At 56.6% G+C, this 17113-nt stretch carries 18 protein-coding genes; 2 read left to right on the top strand and 16 right to left on the bottom strand.

The window, feature by feature from the left end; all coding sequences use genetic code 11:
• Positions 1-41 precede the first annotated feature (41 nt).
• Positions 42-551: a GNAT family N-acetyltransferase gene (locus tag LRM19_RS09630; RefSeq protein WP_271368567.1), complete on the top strand. Its 510-nt coding sequence runs from the start codon at positions 42-44 to the stop codon at positions 549-551.
• A 47-nt stretch (positions 552-598) separates the two neighbouring features.
• Here the strand turns inward: LRM19_RS09630 and hisP are convergent, their stop codons facing one another.
• The 15 genes from hisP to pdxB all read right to left on the bottom strand — a co-directional run bounded on the left by hisP (position 599) and on the right by pdxB (position 14620).
• Complete coding sequence (hisP, locus tag LRM19_RS09625; RefSeq protein WP_014832781.1) at positions 599-1372, bottom strand: histidine ABC transporter ATP-binding protein HisP; 774 nt, start codon at positions 1370-1372, stop codon at positions 599-601.
• Between the two features lie 8 nt (positions 1373-1380).
• The gene (locus tag LRM19_RS09620; RefSeq protein WP_008502590.1) at positions 1381-2097 is read right to left on the bottom strand and encodes an ABC transporter permease; all 717 of its coding nucleotides are present in this window, start codon (positions 2095-2097) and stop codon (positions 1381-1383) included.
• Positions 2094-2780 carry a histidine ABC transporter permease HisQ gene (locus tag LRM19_RS09615; RefSeq protein ID WP_271368563.1) on the bottom strand — a complete coding sequence of 229 codons (687 nt, stop codon included), beginning with the start codon at positions 2778-2780 and terminating at the stop codon, positions 2094-2096. Before LRM19_RS09615 ends, LRM19_RS09620 begins: the two co-directional genes overlap by 4 nt.
• Positions 2781-2868: 88 nt before the next feature.
• Positions 2869-3651 (bottom strand): histidine ABC transporter substrate-binding protein HisJ, encoded by a 783-nt coding sequence (gene hisJ / locus LRM19_RS09610; RefSeq protein ID WP_023336423.1) that lies wholly within the window; start codon positions 3649-3651, stop codon positions 2869-2871.
• A gap of 226 nt (positions 3652-3877) precedes the next feature.
• Positions 3878-4660, bottom strand: a complete 783-nt coding sequence (gene argT / locus LRM19_RS09605; RefSeq protein WP_023616063.1) for a lysine/arginine/ornithine ABC transporter substrate-binding protein ArgT — start codon at positions 4658-4660, stop codon at positions 3878-3880.
• 291 nt (positions 4661-4951) lie between these two features.
• On the bottom strand, positions 4952-5521 hold the full coding sequence (locus tag LRM19_RS09600) for a UbiX family flavin prenyltransferase (protein ID WP_271368559.1): 570 nt from the start codon (positions 5519-5521) through the stop codon (positions 4952-4954).
• A gap of 89 nt (positions 5522-5610) precedes the next feature.
• Positions 5611-7128: an amidophosphoribosyltransferase gene (purF, locus tag LRM19_RS09595; protein ID WP_021241570.1), complete on the bottom strand. Its 1518-nt coding sequence runs from the start codon at positions 7126-7128 to the stop codon at positions 5611-5613.
• Positions 7129-7161: 33 nt separating this feature from the next.
• Entirely contained in the window at positions 7162-7650 is a 489-nt protein-coding gene (cvpA, locus tag LRM19_RS09590; protein ID WP_000262116.1) for a colicin V production protein, read from the bottom strand.
• Between the two features lie 165 nt (positions 7651-7815).
• On the bottom strand, positions 7816-8514 hold the full coding sequence (dedD, locus tag LRM19_RS09585; RefSeq protein ID WP_111965258.1) for a cell division protein DedD: 699 nt from the start codon (positions 8512-8514) through the stop codon (positions 7816-7818).
• Entirely contained in the window at positions 8504-9772 is a 1269-nt protein-coding gene (gene folC / locus LRM19_RS09580; RefSeq protein ID WP_271368491.1) for a bifunctional tetrahydrofolate synthase/dihydrofolate synthase, read from the bottom strand. The genes dedD and folC overlap by 11 nt, the downstream gene beginning before the upstream one ends.
• 70 nt (positions 9773-9842) lie before the next feature.
• A complete protein-coding gene (accD, locus tag LRM19_RS09575) occupies positions 9843-10748 on the bottom strand; it encodes an acetyl-CoA carboxylase, carboxyltransferase subunit beta (protein ID WP_111965256.1) in 906 nt (301 codons plus the stop codon).
• A 154-nt stretch (positions 10749-10902) separates the two neighbouring features.
• Entirely contained in the window at positions 10903-11562 is a 660-nt protein-coding gene (locus LRM19_RS09570; RefSeq protein ID WP_008502599.1) for a DedA family protein, read from the bottom strand.
• Positions 11563-11590: 28 nt separating this feature from the next.
• Positions 11591-12403, bottom strand: coding sequence for a tRNA pseudouridine(38-40) synthase TruA (gene truA / locus LRM19_RS09565; RefSeq protein ID WP_115875908.1), 813 nt, complete (start codon positions 12401-12403; stop codon positions 11591-11593).
• A complete protein-coding gene (locus LRM19_RS09560; protein ID WP_024908943.1) occupies positions 12403-13416 on the bottom strand; it encodes an aspartate-semialdehyde dehydrogenase in 1014 nt (337 codons plus the stop codon). Before LRM19_RS09560 ends, truA begins: the two co-directional genes overlap by 1 nt.
• Positions 13417-13483: 67 nt before the next feature.
• On the bottom strand, positions 13484-14620 hold the full coding sequence (pdxB, locus tag LRM19_RS09555) for a 4-phosphoerythronate dehydrogenase PdxB (protein ID WP_271368483.1): 1137 nt from the start codon (positions 14618-14620) through the stop codon (positions 13484-13486).
• A 113-nt stretch (positions 14621-14733) separates the two neighbouring features.
• On the opposite strand from pdxB, the gene flk reads away from it, so the two are divergent.
• The gene (flk, locus tag LRM19_RS09550; protein ID WP_045402671.1) at positions 14734-15738 is read left to right on the top strand and encodes a flagella biosynthesis regulator Flk; all 1005 of its coding nucleotides are present in this window, start codon (positions 14734-14736) and stop codon (positions 15736-15738) included.
• Positions 15739-15780: 42 nt separating this feature from the next.
• On the opposite strand, the gene LRM19_RS09545 is transcribed toward flk, so the two are convergent.
• Positions 15781-16959 carry an MFS transporter gene (locus tag LRM19_RS09545; protein ID WP_032659215.1) on the bottom strand — a complete coding sequence of 393 codons (1179 nt, stop codon included), beginning with the start codon at positions 16957-16959 and terminating at the stop codon, positions 15781-15783.
• Positions 16960-17113: the final 154 nt, after the last annotated feature.

The following is a 17113-nucleotide window of genomic DNA, read 5'->3' as shown; positions in this document are numbered from 1 at the left end:
TGGTACAGTGACAGGCCGTGTTCCGAAGATATGGCGTAACAATGGCAACCATCACCACACCCCGGCTTTACCTCACCCCTTTCGAACCCACTGACTGGGCCTTCTTCCGCTCGCTACGAGAAGATCGCAGTATCATGCGCTACATGGCCGCCATCGCCCCGGAAAAAGAGACCCGACGCGTGTTTGCCGCGCGACTCGCTGCTGCTCATGTGTTTGTTATTCGCGCGCGGGATGATGATACGCCGCTGGGCGATATCGGCCTGCAAATCAGCGCAGAGAATCGTGAAGAGGCGGATATCGGCTATACGGTTGTGCCTGCCGCGCAGGGCAAAGGTATCGCCAGCGAAGCGCTGCGCGCGGTGTGTGATTATGCGTTCAACCAGACCGGCGTGAAAGCGATTAACGCGTATGTCCTGGCGGACAACGGCGGGTCGGTGCGGGTGCTGGAGAAAGTCGGGTTCGTGCGTACGCAGGTGCTGGAAAAGGCGTATGAGATTGACGGCGTGCGCTATGACGACTGGGTGTACAGGTTGGAGTGCGGTGCGGCCTGATGCCCTCAACTCGCCCCTCTCCCATAGGGAGAGGGGAAAGACAAAATCTACTTCAACGACCCCTTCAGGAACTGTTGCAAACGCGGGCTTTGCGGGTTCGCCAGCACTTCGTCCGGGTGCCCCTGCTCTTCAATTTTCCCCTGATGCAGGAAGATAACGTGGTTCGAGACGTTACGGGCGAAGCCCATCTCGTGCGTCACCACCACCATCGTTTTGCCCTCTTCGGCTAGCTTCTGCATGATGCGCAACACTTCGCCAACGAGTTCGGGGTCCAGCGCGGAGGTCGGTTCGTCGAACAGCAGCACCTCGGGTTCCATCGCCAGCGCGCGTGCGATGGAGACACGCTGCTGCTGACCGCCGGAGAGATGCACCGGGTATTTCATCTGCTGGCGCTCGTCGATGCCCACTTTCGCCAGGTATTTCACCGCGCGCTCGCGAGCTTCATGCTTGCTCAGGCCCAGCACCTGAACCGGCGCTTCCATCACGTTCTCCAGCACCGTCATGTGGCTCCAGAGGTTGAAGTGCTGGAAAACCATCGTCAGGCGGGTACGCAGCAGGCGTAGCTGATTTTTATCCGCAACCTTCAGCTGTCCGTCTTTGTCACGGACCAGGTTAATATTCTGCCCGCTCACCACAATCGAGCCTTCGCTCGGTTTTTCGAGGAAGTTAATGCAGCGCAGGAAGGTACTTTTCCCCGAGCCGGATGAGCCGATGATACTGATTACGTCGCCAGCATTTGCCTGCAGCGACACCCCTTTCAGCACTTCATGTTCGCCGTAGCGTTTGTGCAAATCAATAACGTTTAATTTGTTCTCAGCCATCATCTTTCTCAGTGCGTCGAAGAAGGTTTTATATGCTGCAACCAGCGTTTTTCAGCCTTACGGAACAGGCTAATCAGAACATAAGAGATAATTAAATAGAGCACCGCCGCAATGCCAAACGCGGTAAACGGCTGATAGGTCGCGGAGTTAATATCGCGCGCGATTTTGAGCAGATCCGGCACCGTCGCGGTAAAAGCGAGCGCGGTGGAGTGCAGCATCAAAATCACTTCGTTACTGTACGCCGGTAACGCAATACGCAGGGCCGACGGCAGAATGATGCAGCGGTAGAGTTTCACCGACGAGAAGCCGTAGGCTCGCGCAGCTTCTATCTCACCGTATGGAACCGAACGAATCGCCCCCGCGAAAATCTCGGTGGTGTAGGCGCAGGTGTTGAGCGTCAACGCCAGCACCGTACAGTTCAGACCGCTGCGGAAGAACGCATTCAGCATCTCAGTGCCTTTTACGATCTCAAGCGTATACATCCCCGAATAGAACACCAGCAGCTGCACGTACAGCGGCGTACCGCGAAATACGTAGGTGAACAGCCAGATCGGGAACTGGATGAATTTATTGTTCGACACGCGGCCAATGGCGAGAAACACCGCCAGAATACCGCCCATCACCACGGAGGAGATCAGCAGCCAGAGGGTAATCGCCACGCCGGTAAAGCGGTAGCCATCTGTCCACAGCAGCGATTTCCAGTATTCCTGAATAATCTCAATCACAGGTCAGCCCTCTTCACACCCACGGAGTAGCGACGCTCGAGAAGAAGCAGCACACCATTGGAGACGGTCGTAAAGACCAGATAGATCACGCCGCAGACCACCGCAAAGTAGAACGGCTCCCAGGTGCTCTTGCCCGCCAGCTGAGTCGCTTTCACGACGTCTTCCAGACCGAGCAGCGAGACCAGCGCCGTGGCTTTAAGGATAACCTGCCAGTTGTTGCCGATGCCCGGAAGCGCATAGCGCATCATGGCCGGGAACATAATCCGACGAAACGTTTGTGAAGAGGTAAAACCAAATGCGGTTGCCGCCTCAATGTGGCCTTTCGGCACGGCCATGTAGGCGCCGCGGAAGGTTTCGGTGAAGTAGGCGCCGTAGATAAAACCGAGGGTAATAATACCGGCCACCATCGGGTCGATATCAATTTGTCCCATGCCCATCGCGTCCGTTAAGCTGTTCAGCGCAATCTGCAGACCGTAAAAGATAAGCAGCATCAGCACCAGATCGGGAACGCCGCGAATAAGCGTGGTGTAGCCTTCAAAAATCAGCGCCAGCGGTTTGTTCGCCGAAAGCTTCGCACCTGCGCCTGCCAGACCTATCAGCACCGCCAGCACCACGGAGCTGATAGCCAGCTCAAGGGTGACAAGCGCGCCCTGTAAAATAACGCCAGAAAATCCGTACAGCATACCGCGAGCCCTGTCGTATCGTGAGTGGTGGAACCGTGTCTTTTCCCCTCCCGCAGCGGGAGGGGCCGCACGTTATTTGACGGGGCGATTAGCCGCCGTAAACATTAAAATCAAAGTACTTTTTCGCCAGCTTGTCGTAGGTACCGTCAGCACGCATTTCAGCGAACGCTTTGTTCAGCGCCTCACGCAGCTCGTTGTCTTCTTTGCGCAGGCCCATACCGGTGCCCACACCAAACAACTTCACGTCCTTAATGGACGGGCCGCCAAACTTGTAATCTTTACCCACCGGCGTTTTCAGGAAGCCTTCGCTTGCCGCGACTTCATCCTGGAATGCCGCATCAATTCGGCCTGCCGTCAGGTCAGCGTAGATATTTTCCTGGCCCTGATAGGAGACGATTTCAATCCCCTTCGGCGCCCAGTGTTCGTTGCCGTAGGTTTCCTGCGTGGTGCCCTGCAGCACGCCGACGCGTTTGCCTTTTAGCGACTCCAGCGTTGGCTGAATGTCAGAAGCTTTAGCTACCACCAGACGTGAATCGGCCGCATAGAGTTTGTCGGTGAAGGCAATCTCCTGCTGGCGTTTTTCGGTGATGGAGAGCGAGGACATGATTACGTCGATTTTTTTCGCTTTCAGGGACGGGATCAGCGCATCCAGCGGGTTCTCAACGTAGGTACACTGTGCTTTGATGCGTTTGCACAGCTCGTTGGCCAGATCGATGTCAAAACCGACCAGTTCACCCTTTGAATTCTTCGATTCGAACGGCGCATAGGTTGGATCGGTACCAATTCGGATTTTCTGCGGAATGGCTGCGAATGCCGCGGTGGCGCTGGAAAAGGCCAGTACCAGAGATAGTGATAACACGAGTTTTTTCATATTTATCCTCAACAAACTGTCTTCATACGGGATTTTTACGACGACGGGGTGGTGCTAATGTGCCATTAATCCCCTCTGCCAGGCAAAGACTAATGCCCTTCAGGCGGGAATTTTTGCATTATAAATGCGTAAGTATGCACAAAGCGATCCAATACAGTGCATTTAATGCACTGTATTGGGTCAACCGCTCCCGCAACGCACCTCTCCGGTGCGTTACCGTCAGGTGTTATTCACCGTATACGTTGAAGTCGAAGTATTTCTTCGCCAGTTTGTCGTAAGTACCGTCTTTACGCAGCTCCGCAAAGGCTTTGTCGAAGGCGGCTTTCAGCTCGGTATCATCCTTACGCAGGCCAATCCCGGTGCCGTCACCAAAGTACTTTTTGTCTTTTACAGACGGGCCAGCAAACGCGAATTCTTTGCCCGCAGGCTGCTTCAGGAAGCCTTCGCTCGCGGCGACTTCATCCTGGAATGCAGCATCCAGACGGCCTGCCGCCAGGTCAGAGTAAATCAGATCCTGGTTCTGGTAAGCCACCACGTCTACGCCCTTCTCACGCCAGTTAGCATTGGCATAGCCTTCCTGCGTCGAGCCCTGAAGCACGCCGACGTGTTTGCCCTTCAGAGAGTCGATGGTGGGCTTAATCGGGGAGCCTTTCGGCGCAATCAGGCGAGAATCCGCGGCGTAGAGCTTGTCAGAGAAGGCAATCTCCTGCTGACGTTTTTCGGTGATGGAGAGAGAAGAGATAATGGCGTCAATTTTCTTGGCTTTCAGCGACGGGATTAACGCGTCAAAGTCGCTGCCCACCCATGTGCATTTCACCGCAATGCGCTTGCACATTTCATTACCCAGATCGATATCAAACCCTACGAAATCACCTTTCGCATCCTTGGAAGAGAATGGCGCGTAGGTTGCGTCTGTACCGATACGAACCGTCTGTGGAAGCGCTGCGTAGCTACCTGCTGCCGCACTTAACCCCACGAGCAAAGACAGAGCCAGAACCGTCTTCTTCATACATTTACCCTCAAGTACCGTGATTTTATTATGTATTGTGTTGTGTGTTGTGTTGCAGGCTTCATCTTGCAGGTCTTATGCCACATTGCCGTCTGGTCAAAACTTCGACGTTAAATATGTTAATAAAACGTTGCGATATTGCCTTAATGGTGAAAGATAGCAGGTCTGCCGAACGAACCGGAAAGAGAAAAAGGGAAAAAACGAATTAAATGTCGAGGATATGATCACCGTTGCATAATTGCCCTGAAACAGGGCAACTTGTCTTTTCATGCACCTGTTTTGTGCACAGATTCAGGCTCCCTGCCAGCGGGTGAAGAGATCGTCGGGCAGGTCGATGTCAAACTGATCCAGCACGCGGTTAACGGTCTGATTAATCACGTCATTCAGCGAGGTCGGGCGATGATAGAACGCGGGTACCGGCGGCATGATGACAGCCCCCAGCTCCGCAGCCTGCGTCATTAAGCGCAGATGGCCCAGGTGCAGCGGCGTTTCCCGCACGCACAGCACCAGGGGACGCCGCTCCTTCAGCACCACATCCGCCGCGCGCGTCACCAGGGTGTCCGTATAGCTGTTCACAATGCCGGAGAGCGTTTTAATCGAACAGGGCAGGATAACCATGCCGGTCGTTTTAAACGAGCCTGAGGAGATGCTGGCGGCGATATCACGGGCATCGTGAACCACGTCCGCCAGTGCCTGAACATCGCGCAGGGAGAGATCGGTTTCCAGAGAGAGGGTCTGCCGCGCCGCCTGGCTCATCACCAGATGGGTTTCGACGTCCGTCACGCTACGCAGAACCTGTAACAAACGTACGCCGTAAATCGCGCCGCTGGCGCCGCTGAGCCCAACAATGAGTCGTTTCATGATTTTCGCCCTTACTGATTTCAGGGCAGACTGTGCAGGATTTTGCGGGGAGTTGCAAGTGAGGGCATTCGCCCTCACCTGCCGGAGCATCAACCTTCGTTGTGCATCTCTAAGCTTTCGAGATCGTTCTGCAGCTGGACGGCTTTGGCGTCGTCGTTGCGCAGTGAATCAAGATAGTCGAGGTACTGCTGGTCAACGTCTTTGGTCACGTAAATACCGTTAAACACGGAGCATTCAAACTGCTGAATTTCCGGATTCTCGGCACGCACCGCGTCGATAAGATCGTTCAGATCCTGGAAAATCAGGCCGTCGGCACCGATGATCTGACGAATTTCATCCACTTCACGACCGTGAGCGATCAGCTCGTTGGCGGTTGGCATATCAATACCATACACGTTCGGGAAGCGAATCTCCGGCGCAGCAGAGGCCAGGTAGACTTTCTTCGCACCCGCTTCACGCGCCATCTCGATAATCTGCTCAGAGGTGGTGCCGCGAACGATGGAGTCATCCACCAGCAGAACGTTCTTGTCGCGGAACTCCGCGCGGTTGGCGTTCAGCTTGCGGCGCACGGACTTACGGCGCAGATGCTGCCCCGGCATGATAAACGTGCGGCCAACGTAGCGGTTCTTCACGAAGCCCTGACGGTATGGCTTATCCAGAATGCGGGCGATCTCCAGCGCGATATCGCAGGAGGTTTCCGGGATAGGAATAACCACGTCGATGTCGAGATCATCCCACTCGCGGGCAATCTTCTCGCCCAGCTTGGTGCCCATGTTGACGCGCGCGCTGTAGACGGAAATCTTGTCGATGAAGGAATCCGGACGGGCAAAGTAAACGTATTCAAACAGGCACGGGTTACTGACCGGGTTATCGGCACACTGGCGGGTAAACAGCTGCCCCTTCTCGGTGATGTAGACCGCTTCGCCCGGCGCAACGTCGCGCAGGAATTCGAAGCCCAGGGTATCCAGCGCCACGCTTTCAGAGGCAACCATATATTCAGTACGGCCGTCGCCAAGGTCGCGCTTACCGAGCACCAGCGGACGAATGCCGTTTGGATCGCGGAAGGCGACCATACCGTGACCGATGATCATCGCAACGCAGGCGTACGCGCCGCGGATCTGACGGTTTGTCGCGGCAATCGCGGCAAAGATGTTGTCTGCTTCCAGCGGATAGTGACGGAAGTTATCCAGCTCGCTGGCGAACACATTGAGCAGGATTTCAGAATCAGAGGTGGTGTTAATGTGGCGACGTTTCTCTTCGAACAGCTTTTTACGCAGCTCATGCGCGTTGGTCAGGTTGCCGTTATGAGCAAGGGTGATGCCATACGGTGAGTTGACGTAGAAAGGCTGTGCCTCAGAGGCGCTGGAACTGCCAGCAGTAGGATAACGAACGTGACCGATCCCCATATTACCTTGCAGACGCTGCATATGGCGGGCTTCAAACACATCGTTTACCAGGCCATTCGCCTTGCGTAAACGGAAGCAGTTGTTTGCATCAATGGTGATGATACCCGCAGCATCCTGCCCACGGTGCTGAAGCACCGTTAACGCGTCATAAATCGACTGGTTTACCGGCATGAAACCGGCGATACCGACAATACCGCACATTCGTCTTTTCCTCGTTAAGCCACATCTCAGGGTTTATGCCCTGGGCAAAAAACTCGACGAGCTTTGCAGATAGTCAAAGAACCATCTGATGATGAAGCTGAACTCTGGAATGAGCTGCGATTTCTGCCAGTCTTCGCTTTTGGAGAACCCGGTGAAGGTATCCAGGAAGAACAGGATCGCGGCCACAATCAGCACGCCTCGCAACGCTCCGAAACAGATCCCGAGCACCCTGTCCGTTCCTGACAGACCGGTTTTCTCGACCAGCTGACCTATCACGTAATTCACGATAGCGCCGACAATCAGCGTTGCGATAAACAGCACCGCGATGGCAATTCCGTTTCGGACCAGTTCATCTTCAAAGCCCGTGAACCAGACAGACAGGTAAGTGTAGTAATGACTGGCGACAAAGAAAGCACAACCCCAAGTCACCAGCGATAACGCTTCACGAACAAAGCCACGGATCAGGCTAACCAGACAGGAAAAACCAATCACCGCAATGATGGCGTAATCAATCCAGACCATATGTGTCCCACGATTAAACGCCCTGTCATCCAGTTCGGGGCGAATTCTAACAGAAAAAGAAAACGTTTGCGTAGGGATTTCCTTCCCGCGCGTAAATAAAAAAGGCGCTGAAAAAATGTTCAACGCCGTGGCTTATCGCCTCTCTCTTAAAGGAGCAGGTCGTACTTAGTTTGCGCTGTAACCCATCACCACACCGCTCAGGCCGGAGATCTGCTTCAGCTCACCCAGCGACCCTTTCAGTTTGTCTTTAGACGCTTCTGGCCCCACGAGGATACGGGTAATTTTACCCTGCACCGGCGTGGAAGGTGAAGTGTAAACACGGTATCCCGCACTTCTCAGTTTGCTCACGACCTCGTTGACTTTGTCGGCGTTTTTCAGCGCACCGAGCTGCACCACGTAGGCTTTACCCGTTGGGGCAGCAGCGTCCTGCTGCGCCGGTTTTGCTGGCGGTGGGGTTTCTGACGCCGCGGCGAGCTGTTCTGCCGTTTTATCGCGCTGCGGTTTCGGCTGCGGCTTCTCAACCGGCTTCGGTTTTTCAACCGGTTTAGGCTGCTCTACCGGCACCGGATCGATATCGCTGCTGCTCGCTGCCGCCAGGCGAGACGGATCGAGCGACGGTGCTGCGGCATCGCCCGCGCGCACCTCTTCCGCCGCGCCTTCCGGTGGCTGAGCAGGCAGCGCCTGCGTCGCCGCGGGCAGCATATCCGGCTCATCGCGGTCACCCGGTTTCGGCACCAGCGGAATAGCGGCAAACTCATCCTGATAATGCTTTTTCTGCCCGTCGAGCAGCCCGGGAAGAATAATCACCCCGAGCGCGACCAGCACAATGGTTCCTGTTAAACGGTTCTGAAACTTACTCGCCACCGGTTCTCCCCGCGTCCATCACTTCCATGACATGTGCCACCGTGTGGAATGAACCACACACCAGCACGGTATCTTCTGGTTTAGCATCCGCCATCGCGGCATGCCAGGCCTGAGCCACGCTACTGTAGATTGCGCCTTTGCCGAGATGTTCCATCAACTGCTCGGCCGTCGCGCCGCGCGGCCCTTCCAGAGGAGCACAATACCAGCTATCGACCACACTCTCCATGCAGGCCAGCGTCCCGCCGATATCTTTATCATGAAGCATACCGATAACCGCCAGCACGCGCCCGGTTTTTGGTAACGATTTGAGACGTCCCGCGAGATACGCCGCCGCATGCGGGTTATGCGCCACGTCCAGAATCAGGCGCGGTGACTCGCTGACAATCTGGAAACGCCCGGGCAGAATTGCGCTCTGAATGCCGTTGCGGATTGCCTGCTCGCTCACCACCAATCCGCTGGCGCGCAGTGCCGCCAGCGCGGTGGCCGCGTTCGGCTGCGGAACCTGCGGCAACGGCAAGTTATCCAGTGCCCCCTGCGCGTCGCTAAAGCGCCAGCCGTTGTTCTGAACCTCATACTGCCAGTCAACGCCGCGGCGCAGCAGACGCGCGCCCTTCTCGTTTGCTACGTCAGCAATGGTGTGTGGCATATCCGGCTCGCCGACCACGGCGGGTTTATTTGCGCGGAAAATACCGGCCTTCTCGCGGCCAATGCTTTCACGATCCGGACCCAGCCAGTCGATATGATCCAGCGCGATGCTGGTGACCACCGCCACATCTGCATCCACGATATTGGTTGCATCAAGACGTCCTCCGAGGCCAACCTCAAGGATCACCACATCCATCTGCGCCTGTTTAAACAGCCACAGGGCCGACAGGGTGCCGTATTCAAAATAGGTTAATGAGATCTCGCCGCGCGCGGCTTCAATTTCCGCGAACGACGCCGTATGCGCGGATTCCGGCAGTTCGCGATTTTGCACGCGAACCCGCTCGGTGTAGCGGACCAGGTGTGGAGAGCTATAAACGCCTACCCTGTAACCGGCCGACATCAGGACGGACTCCAGCGTGCGGCAGGTCGTGCCTTTACCGTTTGTCCCTGCGACGGTGAACACGAAAGGTGCCGGTTTGAGCACATCAAGACGCGCGGCAACCTGGCTCACCCGTTCAAGCCCCATATCGATGGTTTTACTGTGCAGGTTTTCCAGATAAGAAAGCCACGCGGCCAGGGGCGACGTGGCTTGGGGAATGCTTTTATTTTCCATAATGCCCGGTTGTCATTAACAGATTAGAAAGCAAAAGGGCAGCGCCAACCGGCCCTGCCCTTTTCAGTTATCAGGCCTCGGGTTCCTGATCCGGTACCACCACGCCTTCGCGCGGCTCATCCGGGTTTGGCGCTGGCAGATTCATCAGCTTCGCCAGGATGCTCGCCAGCTTCAGGCGCATTTCCGGACGGCGGACGATCATGTCGATGGCGCCTTTCTCGATGAGGAACTCACTGCGCTGGAAGCCCGGCGGCAGTTTTTCACGAACGGTCTGCTCGATAACGCGAGGACCCGCAAAGCCGATCAGCGCTTTTGGCTCAGCGACGTTCAGGTCGCCCAGCATCGCGAAGCTCGCGGAGACGCCGCCCATGGTTGGGTCGGTCAGCACGGAGATGTACGGCAGACCGCGCTCCTGCATCTTCGCCAGCGCTGCAGAGGTTTTAGCCATCTGCATCAGGGACATCAGCGCTTCCTGCATACGTGCTCCGCCGGAGGCAGAGAAACAGATCAGCGGACAGTTGTCTTCCAGCGCCTGCTCAACGGCACGCACGAAGCGCGCACCGACCACGGAGCCCATTGAGCCGCCCATAAAGGAGAACTCAAACGCAGCGGCAACAACCGGCATCCCATGCAGGGTGCCTTTCATGACGACCAGCGCGTCTTTCTCGCCGGTCTCTTTCTGTGCGGAGGCCAGACGATCTTTATATTTCTTGGAATCGCGGAACTTCAGCACGTCTTTTGGCTCAAGCTCGCTGCCCAGTTCTACCAGAGAACCTTCGTCCAGCAGGCTATGCAGGCGGTTGCGCGCCGACATACGCATATGGTGGTCACACTTCGGACACACCTCAAGGTTGCGTTCCAGCTCTGCGCGATACAGAACCTGACCGCAGCTATCACACTTCGTCCATACCCCTTCAGGAATGCTCGCTTTGCGCGTTGGGGTAATGTTGCTTTTAATTCGTTCAATCCAGCTCATTGATAACCTTTCTGCCTGAACCTGGTCGTATGCCAGTTTTGCTATAAGAGGCGAATAATGCCATTTTTGCCTCCAACAGACCATGAATGTTGCACATTAAAACATAACAGCCCGAAACTTTGGATAAAAAAGTGGTCGAACCGCCAGCGTGCATTTACTTCGCTTGTTTTGCCGCCGCACGTTTGTGACGAATAATTTCGATAACGCCAGGCAGTACGGAAAGCACAATAATCGCTACAATCAGTAACTTAAGGTTTTCCTGAACCACAGGGAGATCGCCAAACAGGTAGCCTGCGTAGGTAAACAGCAGTACCCACAGCAGCGCCCCCACGACGTTATACATGGCAAAATGACGATAGGACATATGTCCCATTCCCGCCACAAACGGTGCAAATGTGCGCACAATAGGCACAAAACGCGCAAGGATAATGGTTTTACCGCCATGGCGTTCATAAAACGCATGGGTTTTATCTAAATAGCTGCGACGGAAAATTTTCGAATCCGGATTGCTGAAAAGCCGCTCACCGAATACGCGACCAATCGTATAGTTGACCGCATCACCGACAATGGCGGCAATTACCATCAGCACAACCATAAGATGCACGTTCAGGTCATTGGTGGGTAACGCCGATAACGCCCCGGCAACGAACAGCAGTGAATCCCCTGGCAGGAATGGGGTAACGACCAGACCGGTTTCACAAAACAGAATGAGGAACAGAATGGCGTAAACCCAGACGCCGTACTGCGCGACCAGCTCCGCCAGGTGAACATCAATATGCAGAATGAAATCAATCAGAAAACGTATTACGTCCATATTGTCTAAGCCCTTATTGCACCTTTGTTTAGTCCGCTAAAAACAGCGGGCCCATTGGCGGTTTCGGCAGGTCAAATCGTTCCGGATAGTCTACTGAGACCAGATACAATCCTTCCGCTTTCGCCGTGGCTGCCGCAAGCGTTCTGTCCTTCGCTGCCAGCAGGTCTGCAATCCAGCTCTCCGGCTGGTGTCCGGCACCTACTTCCATCAGGCTGCCCACAATATTCCGAACCATATGATGTACAAAGGCATTGGCTTTGATATCCACCACCACATACGCGCCAAAACGGCTGACGTTGATGTGCATGACGTTGCGCCACGGCGTACGGGATTGACACTGCACCGCACGAAACGACGTAAAGTCATTTTCACCAATCAGACACTGCGCCGCGCGATGCATACGTTCTGCGTCGAGCGGTTCATAAAAATGCGTCACGCCCTGGCTCAACACAGCCGGACGCAGGCGCTGGTTGTAGATGACGTAGCGGTAACGGCGCGCCGTGGCGCTGAAGCGCGCGTGAAAATCATCCGGCACAGCTTTCACCCAGCGCACCGCAATGTCACCAGGCAAATTCGCATTTACACCCAGCGTCCAGGCGGCATCCTTACGCACGGCGGTGGTTTCAAAGTGAACCACCTGCCCCGTGCCGTGAACGCCGGCATCCGTACGGCCTGCGCACAGGACGTTAATCGGCTCGTTTGCCACCTGAGAGAGCGCTTTCTCCAGCTTCTCCTGAACGCTGCGCACCTCATTCTGACGCTGCCAGCCATAATATTTACTGCCATCGTACTCAATACCGAGGGCAATTTTATGAACCGGCTTTTGTTCCACGTCTGACATCAGTACAGGTACTCCTGCACCAGTTTTTCAGCGATCTTGACCGCCATCAGCGCGCCGCCGAAGCGAACGTTGTCGGCAACGGACCAGAACTGGACCTGCTCCGGCATACCGTAGTCGTTCCGCACGCAGCCAACGGAAAGATGCGCGCTGCCGGTGGCATCGCCCACCTGCGTCGGGAACTCGCTCTCTTCGGAGAGGACGATGTCTTCCCCGCGGCCAAACGCATCGCGCGCCTCTTCTGCCGCCAGGGGACGCAGCGCTTCAAAGCCGACCATCTGCGCGTGACCGTAGAAGACCGGGGACTGCACGACGTTTGCGGAGATCATCAGGCCATCATCCTGCAGAATTTTACGCACCTCATCGACGATACGACGCTCTTCGCGCACGGAGCCCTCGCGGTCCGGCAGCAGCGGCAGCATGTTGAACGCCAGCTGGCGGCCAAAGAAATCATCTTCATCAATCGGAATGCCGTTCAGCAGCTTCGCGCTCTGCCCGGCCAGCGCGTCAACGGCCTTTTTGCCGTTTGCGGACGCGGACAGCAGGCTGGTGACGGTAATGCGCGACAGGCCGCCGTCGTCGATCAGCGGTTTCAGTGCAGTCAGCAGCTGGCTGGTCAGGCTGTTCGGCACCGCAATGACGTTACGGTTGCGGTAGTCAGCCAGCACAAACGGGTTCACGTCCGGCACCACCAGCGGCACATCCGGCTCCATGGAGAACAGGCCGCTCAGGTCGATGACCAGGCAGCCTGCGTTGGTCGCCTCTTCAACGTACGCCGCAGTGGCTTCAGCACCTGCAGCGAAAAACGCCAGCTGCGCCTGCGTCCAGTCGAACGCCGCCGCATCCTGAACCATGACGGATTTACTGTTAAAACGCAGATGCTCACCCGCGCTATCGGTACGCGCCAGCGCATAGATATCGCCCACCGGGAACTGACGCTCAGCAAGCGTTTCGAGCAGGGCTTCGCCCACGGCACCCGTGGCACCTAAAATGGCAATGTTCCAGCCTTCAGACATGGTGGTTTACTCCAGAAATAAAAAAGCGTCCCTGTCGGAGTATCCGACAGGGAGCATTAAGAAGACATTAATGCGCCGGGTGATGAACGGCGTTAAACCCCAGCTTGTGCAGCAGCGTCGCCGCCAGGGCGTCGTCGCACATCACATACAGGGAAGACCACTCGCGGCGCTCAACGTAGTTCTTGCGCAGCTTATCAAACTCGCCCGGGATCCCCGCCACTTTACGCAGCAGCGCATCATCGCGGCGCACATCATACACCAAATGCACCAGCCTTTTCAGCGTTGCCTGATCGAGCGGGCCGCGGAGAGTAATGCGGCCAAATTCAGGTGCGGGGAGTAAGGTATCCAGCGCCACCTGCTGCGGATGGCCGATAAACGCGCTGTAGGCCTCGAAGACCTGCGTCGTGCCGCGGGCTTTCCCTTCGAGGGTATAACCGGCGATATGCGCGGTGCCCACGTCCACCTTGTTAAGCAGCTCAACGTTGAGGTCCGGCTCCGGCTCCCAGACGTCCAGCACCACGCTGAGATCTTGTCCTTCGTTCAGACACGTCAGCAAGGCGGCGTTATCGACTACCGGACCACGACATGCATTTATCAGAATAGTGCCAGCCTTCAGACGGCGAATGAGCGCCTCATCGGCAAGATGCAGCGACTTATACGGACCCTCTTTAAACAGCGGCGTGTGGAACGTCAGCACGTCACACTGTTCAACCAGCTCGTCCAGCGAGCGGAAATCCCCGTCCTCGCCGTTGTCTTTGCGCGGCGGATCGCACAGCAGCGTGCGGATCCCTAACGCTTCCAGGCGCTTTTGCAGGCGCCCGCCGACGTTACCCACGCCGACAATCCCCACGGTGCGGTCTTTCAGCGCAAAACCGTCGCGCTCGGTCAGCATCAGCAGCGAGGAGAAAACGTATTCCACGACTGCAATGGCGTTGCAGCCCGGTGCGGCGGAAAAACCGATTCCGGCCTGCTTCAGCCATTTATCATCCACATGATCGGTCCCTGCCGTTGCGGTCCCAACGAACTTAATCGCCTTACCGGCGAGCAACGCCTCATTTACTTTGGTCACCGAGCGCACCATCAGGGCGTCGGCATCGTCCAGTTCGTTGACCGGGATCGGGCGACCAGGAACAGCCTTTACGTTACCCAGGCGGCTAAACAGCTCACGGGCGTAAGGCATATTTTCATCAACGAGGATTTTCACGTCTGAGTACCTGTTTGAGAGGAAGAAAACCTGCCAAGTGTGCCATAATCTGGCCGCCAGGCATATACGTCTGCCAGGTTTACGCTGAGTTTTGACTTTAAGGATTTTTGACGATGCAGCCCATTTCAGGTACGCCGCCACGCCCTCCAGGTGAAGGCCCGGTCACGCCAAACGTTGCCGGTGAACAACCGCTATCCACGCAACAGCGCACCGTGCTGGAGCGACTGATCACGCGCCTGATTGCGCTGACTTCGCAGCAGAACGCGGAAGTCTGGGCCGGGGTAAAGCATGATTTAGGCGTGAGAAACGACGCACCGCTGCAGTCGCGCCATTTCCCGGCGGCCGAACAAAATCTGAACCAGCGTATTACGACCGCGCAGCAGAACCACACCACCCGCCAGATTGTTTCTCAGCTGACGGAGCTGCTGGGTCAGGGAAATAACCGCCAGGCGGTAAGTGATTTTATTCGCCAGCAGTATGGTCAGACCGCGCTGGGCCAGCTGACGCCCGACCAGCTCAAAACCGTGCTGACCCTGCTGCAGAATAACGAGCTGTCTATTCCGCAGCCACAGGTGCGCCCGGCGACCGAGCGTCCGCTGCTGCCCGCGGAGCACAATACGCTCAAGCAGATGGTGACGAAGCTGGCAGCGGCCACCGGCGAGCCGACGAAGCTTATCTGGCAATCCATGCTGGAGCTGTCCGGCGTGAAGGCGGGTGAGTTAATCCCGGCCAAACAGTTTACTCATCTGGTGACCTGGCTTCAGGCGCGCCAGACGCTCAGCACCCAGAGCGCCCCTACCCTGCATACCGTCCAGGCCGCGCTGAAACAGCCGCTTGAGCCGCACGAGTTCGAGGTGATTCGGGATTACGCCCAGCAAAACTGGCAGGCCACGCCGCAGACGGTACTGACCACCGCGCAGGTGCAGGATCTGCTCAACCAGATCTTCGTTCGCCGCGCAGAGCGTGAAGGCGGCGTGCCGGAGGTAAGAAACATTCAGCCGATCTACAGCCCGCTGTTTGCGCCGGTCGTGGAAACCTTCAGAACGCTCTCCGCGCGTCCGGGGTTGATGTTTATTGCGCTACTGATTGCACTGGCGATTTTCTGGCTGGTTGTCTGAGGTTTGGCCCGGTGGCGCTGCGCTTACCGGGCCTACAACGGCTCAAGTCCTGCGAAACGCCACCAGCGTCACCACAATCCCAACCACCGCGGAAACCGCACCTGCCAGGAAGACGGACGGATAGCCAAACGAGGTGGCTAACACCCCGGCCAGCGGTCCGGTTACCCCGTATGAGATATCCTGAAACGCCGCATAGCCGCCCAGCGCCGTACCGCGCACCTGCGGGGCCACGCGCTTCACCACTTCAACACCCAGCGCCGGGAAGATCAGTGAACAGCCGCAGCCGGTCAGCGCCGCACCAAGCAACGCAACGGAAGCCACGGGAGCATTCCACAGCAGCAGCAGACCGATGGTCTCAATCACCAGCGACGCCACCGCCACCTTCACGCCGCCAAAGCGATCCGGCATCCAGCCGAAGAAGACGCGCATTAGCACAAACGCGCCGCCAAAAGCGGTGAGCGTAAAACCGGCCATCGCCCAGCCACGGCTCATAAAATAGAGCGAAACGAACGTCCCAATCACCGCAAAACCCACGCCCTGCAGCGCCAGGCCAAGACCCGGCTGCCAGATTTGGCCTACCACGCTCCACAGGGAAGGTCGCTCGCCTTTGTGCGCGGGCACCTTACGCACCGAGCCGTTAAACGCCCACGCCAGCAGAGGTAAAACCATGGTGGTTGCGGCCAATGCCGCAAATCCAAACTGGCTATTGATAAGCAGCCCAAGCGGCGCACCGGCAGCCAGCGCGCCATAGATGGCCATACCGTTCCAGGACATCACCTTACCGGAACGAGCAGGCCCCACCAGCCCCATTCCCCAGGTCAGGGTGCCGGTCAGCAGCTGGCTTTCACCGAAGCCAAGAATTAAACGGCCCAGTACAAGCAGCGCAAATTTATACGCAGCATCGACCGGCAGTAGAGCCGCCAGCAGCCAGGCGCCGCCCGCTAGCCCGCAGGCAAACATGCCCTGCAGCGCCGAGCGCTTGGCACCGTGCTGATCCGCCAGACGTCCGGCGTAACCGCGGGTTAATACCGTGGCTAAAAACTGAATGCCCACAGCAATGCCGACCATGGTGTTGCCATAGCCCAGTTCCTGATGAACGAAAAGCGGGATCACCGGCAGCGGCAGGCCAACGGTCATATAGGTCAGGAATACCGCAAAGGCGATACGGAACAGCGAGACGTTCGCTGAAGGGGTTGTTTCTGTTTGAGTTACTGCAGTCATGCTTTACTCCGAAATGAAGAGTAAGGCGGGAAAATCCCACGCCCCCTCTACCTGATTATCAGGATTAAGGCGCGTTGGTTGACGTTAAACGCTTACGCATTATCGTGAGGATAATGTTGAGGGGTGAAGTTTGCCTGTGAGATCAGCCGCTTGT

The organism is Enterobacter sp. PI-10, from assembly GCF_027947695.1.
GTDB lineage: Bacteria > Pseudomonadota > Gammaproteobacteria > Enterobacterales > Enterobacteriaceae > Enterobacter > Enterobacter vonholyi.
This window is presented reverse-complemented; position numbering and strand designations above follow the sequence as displayed.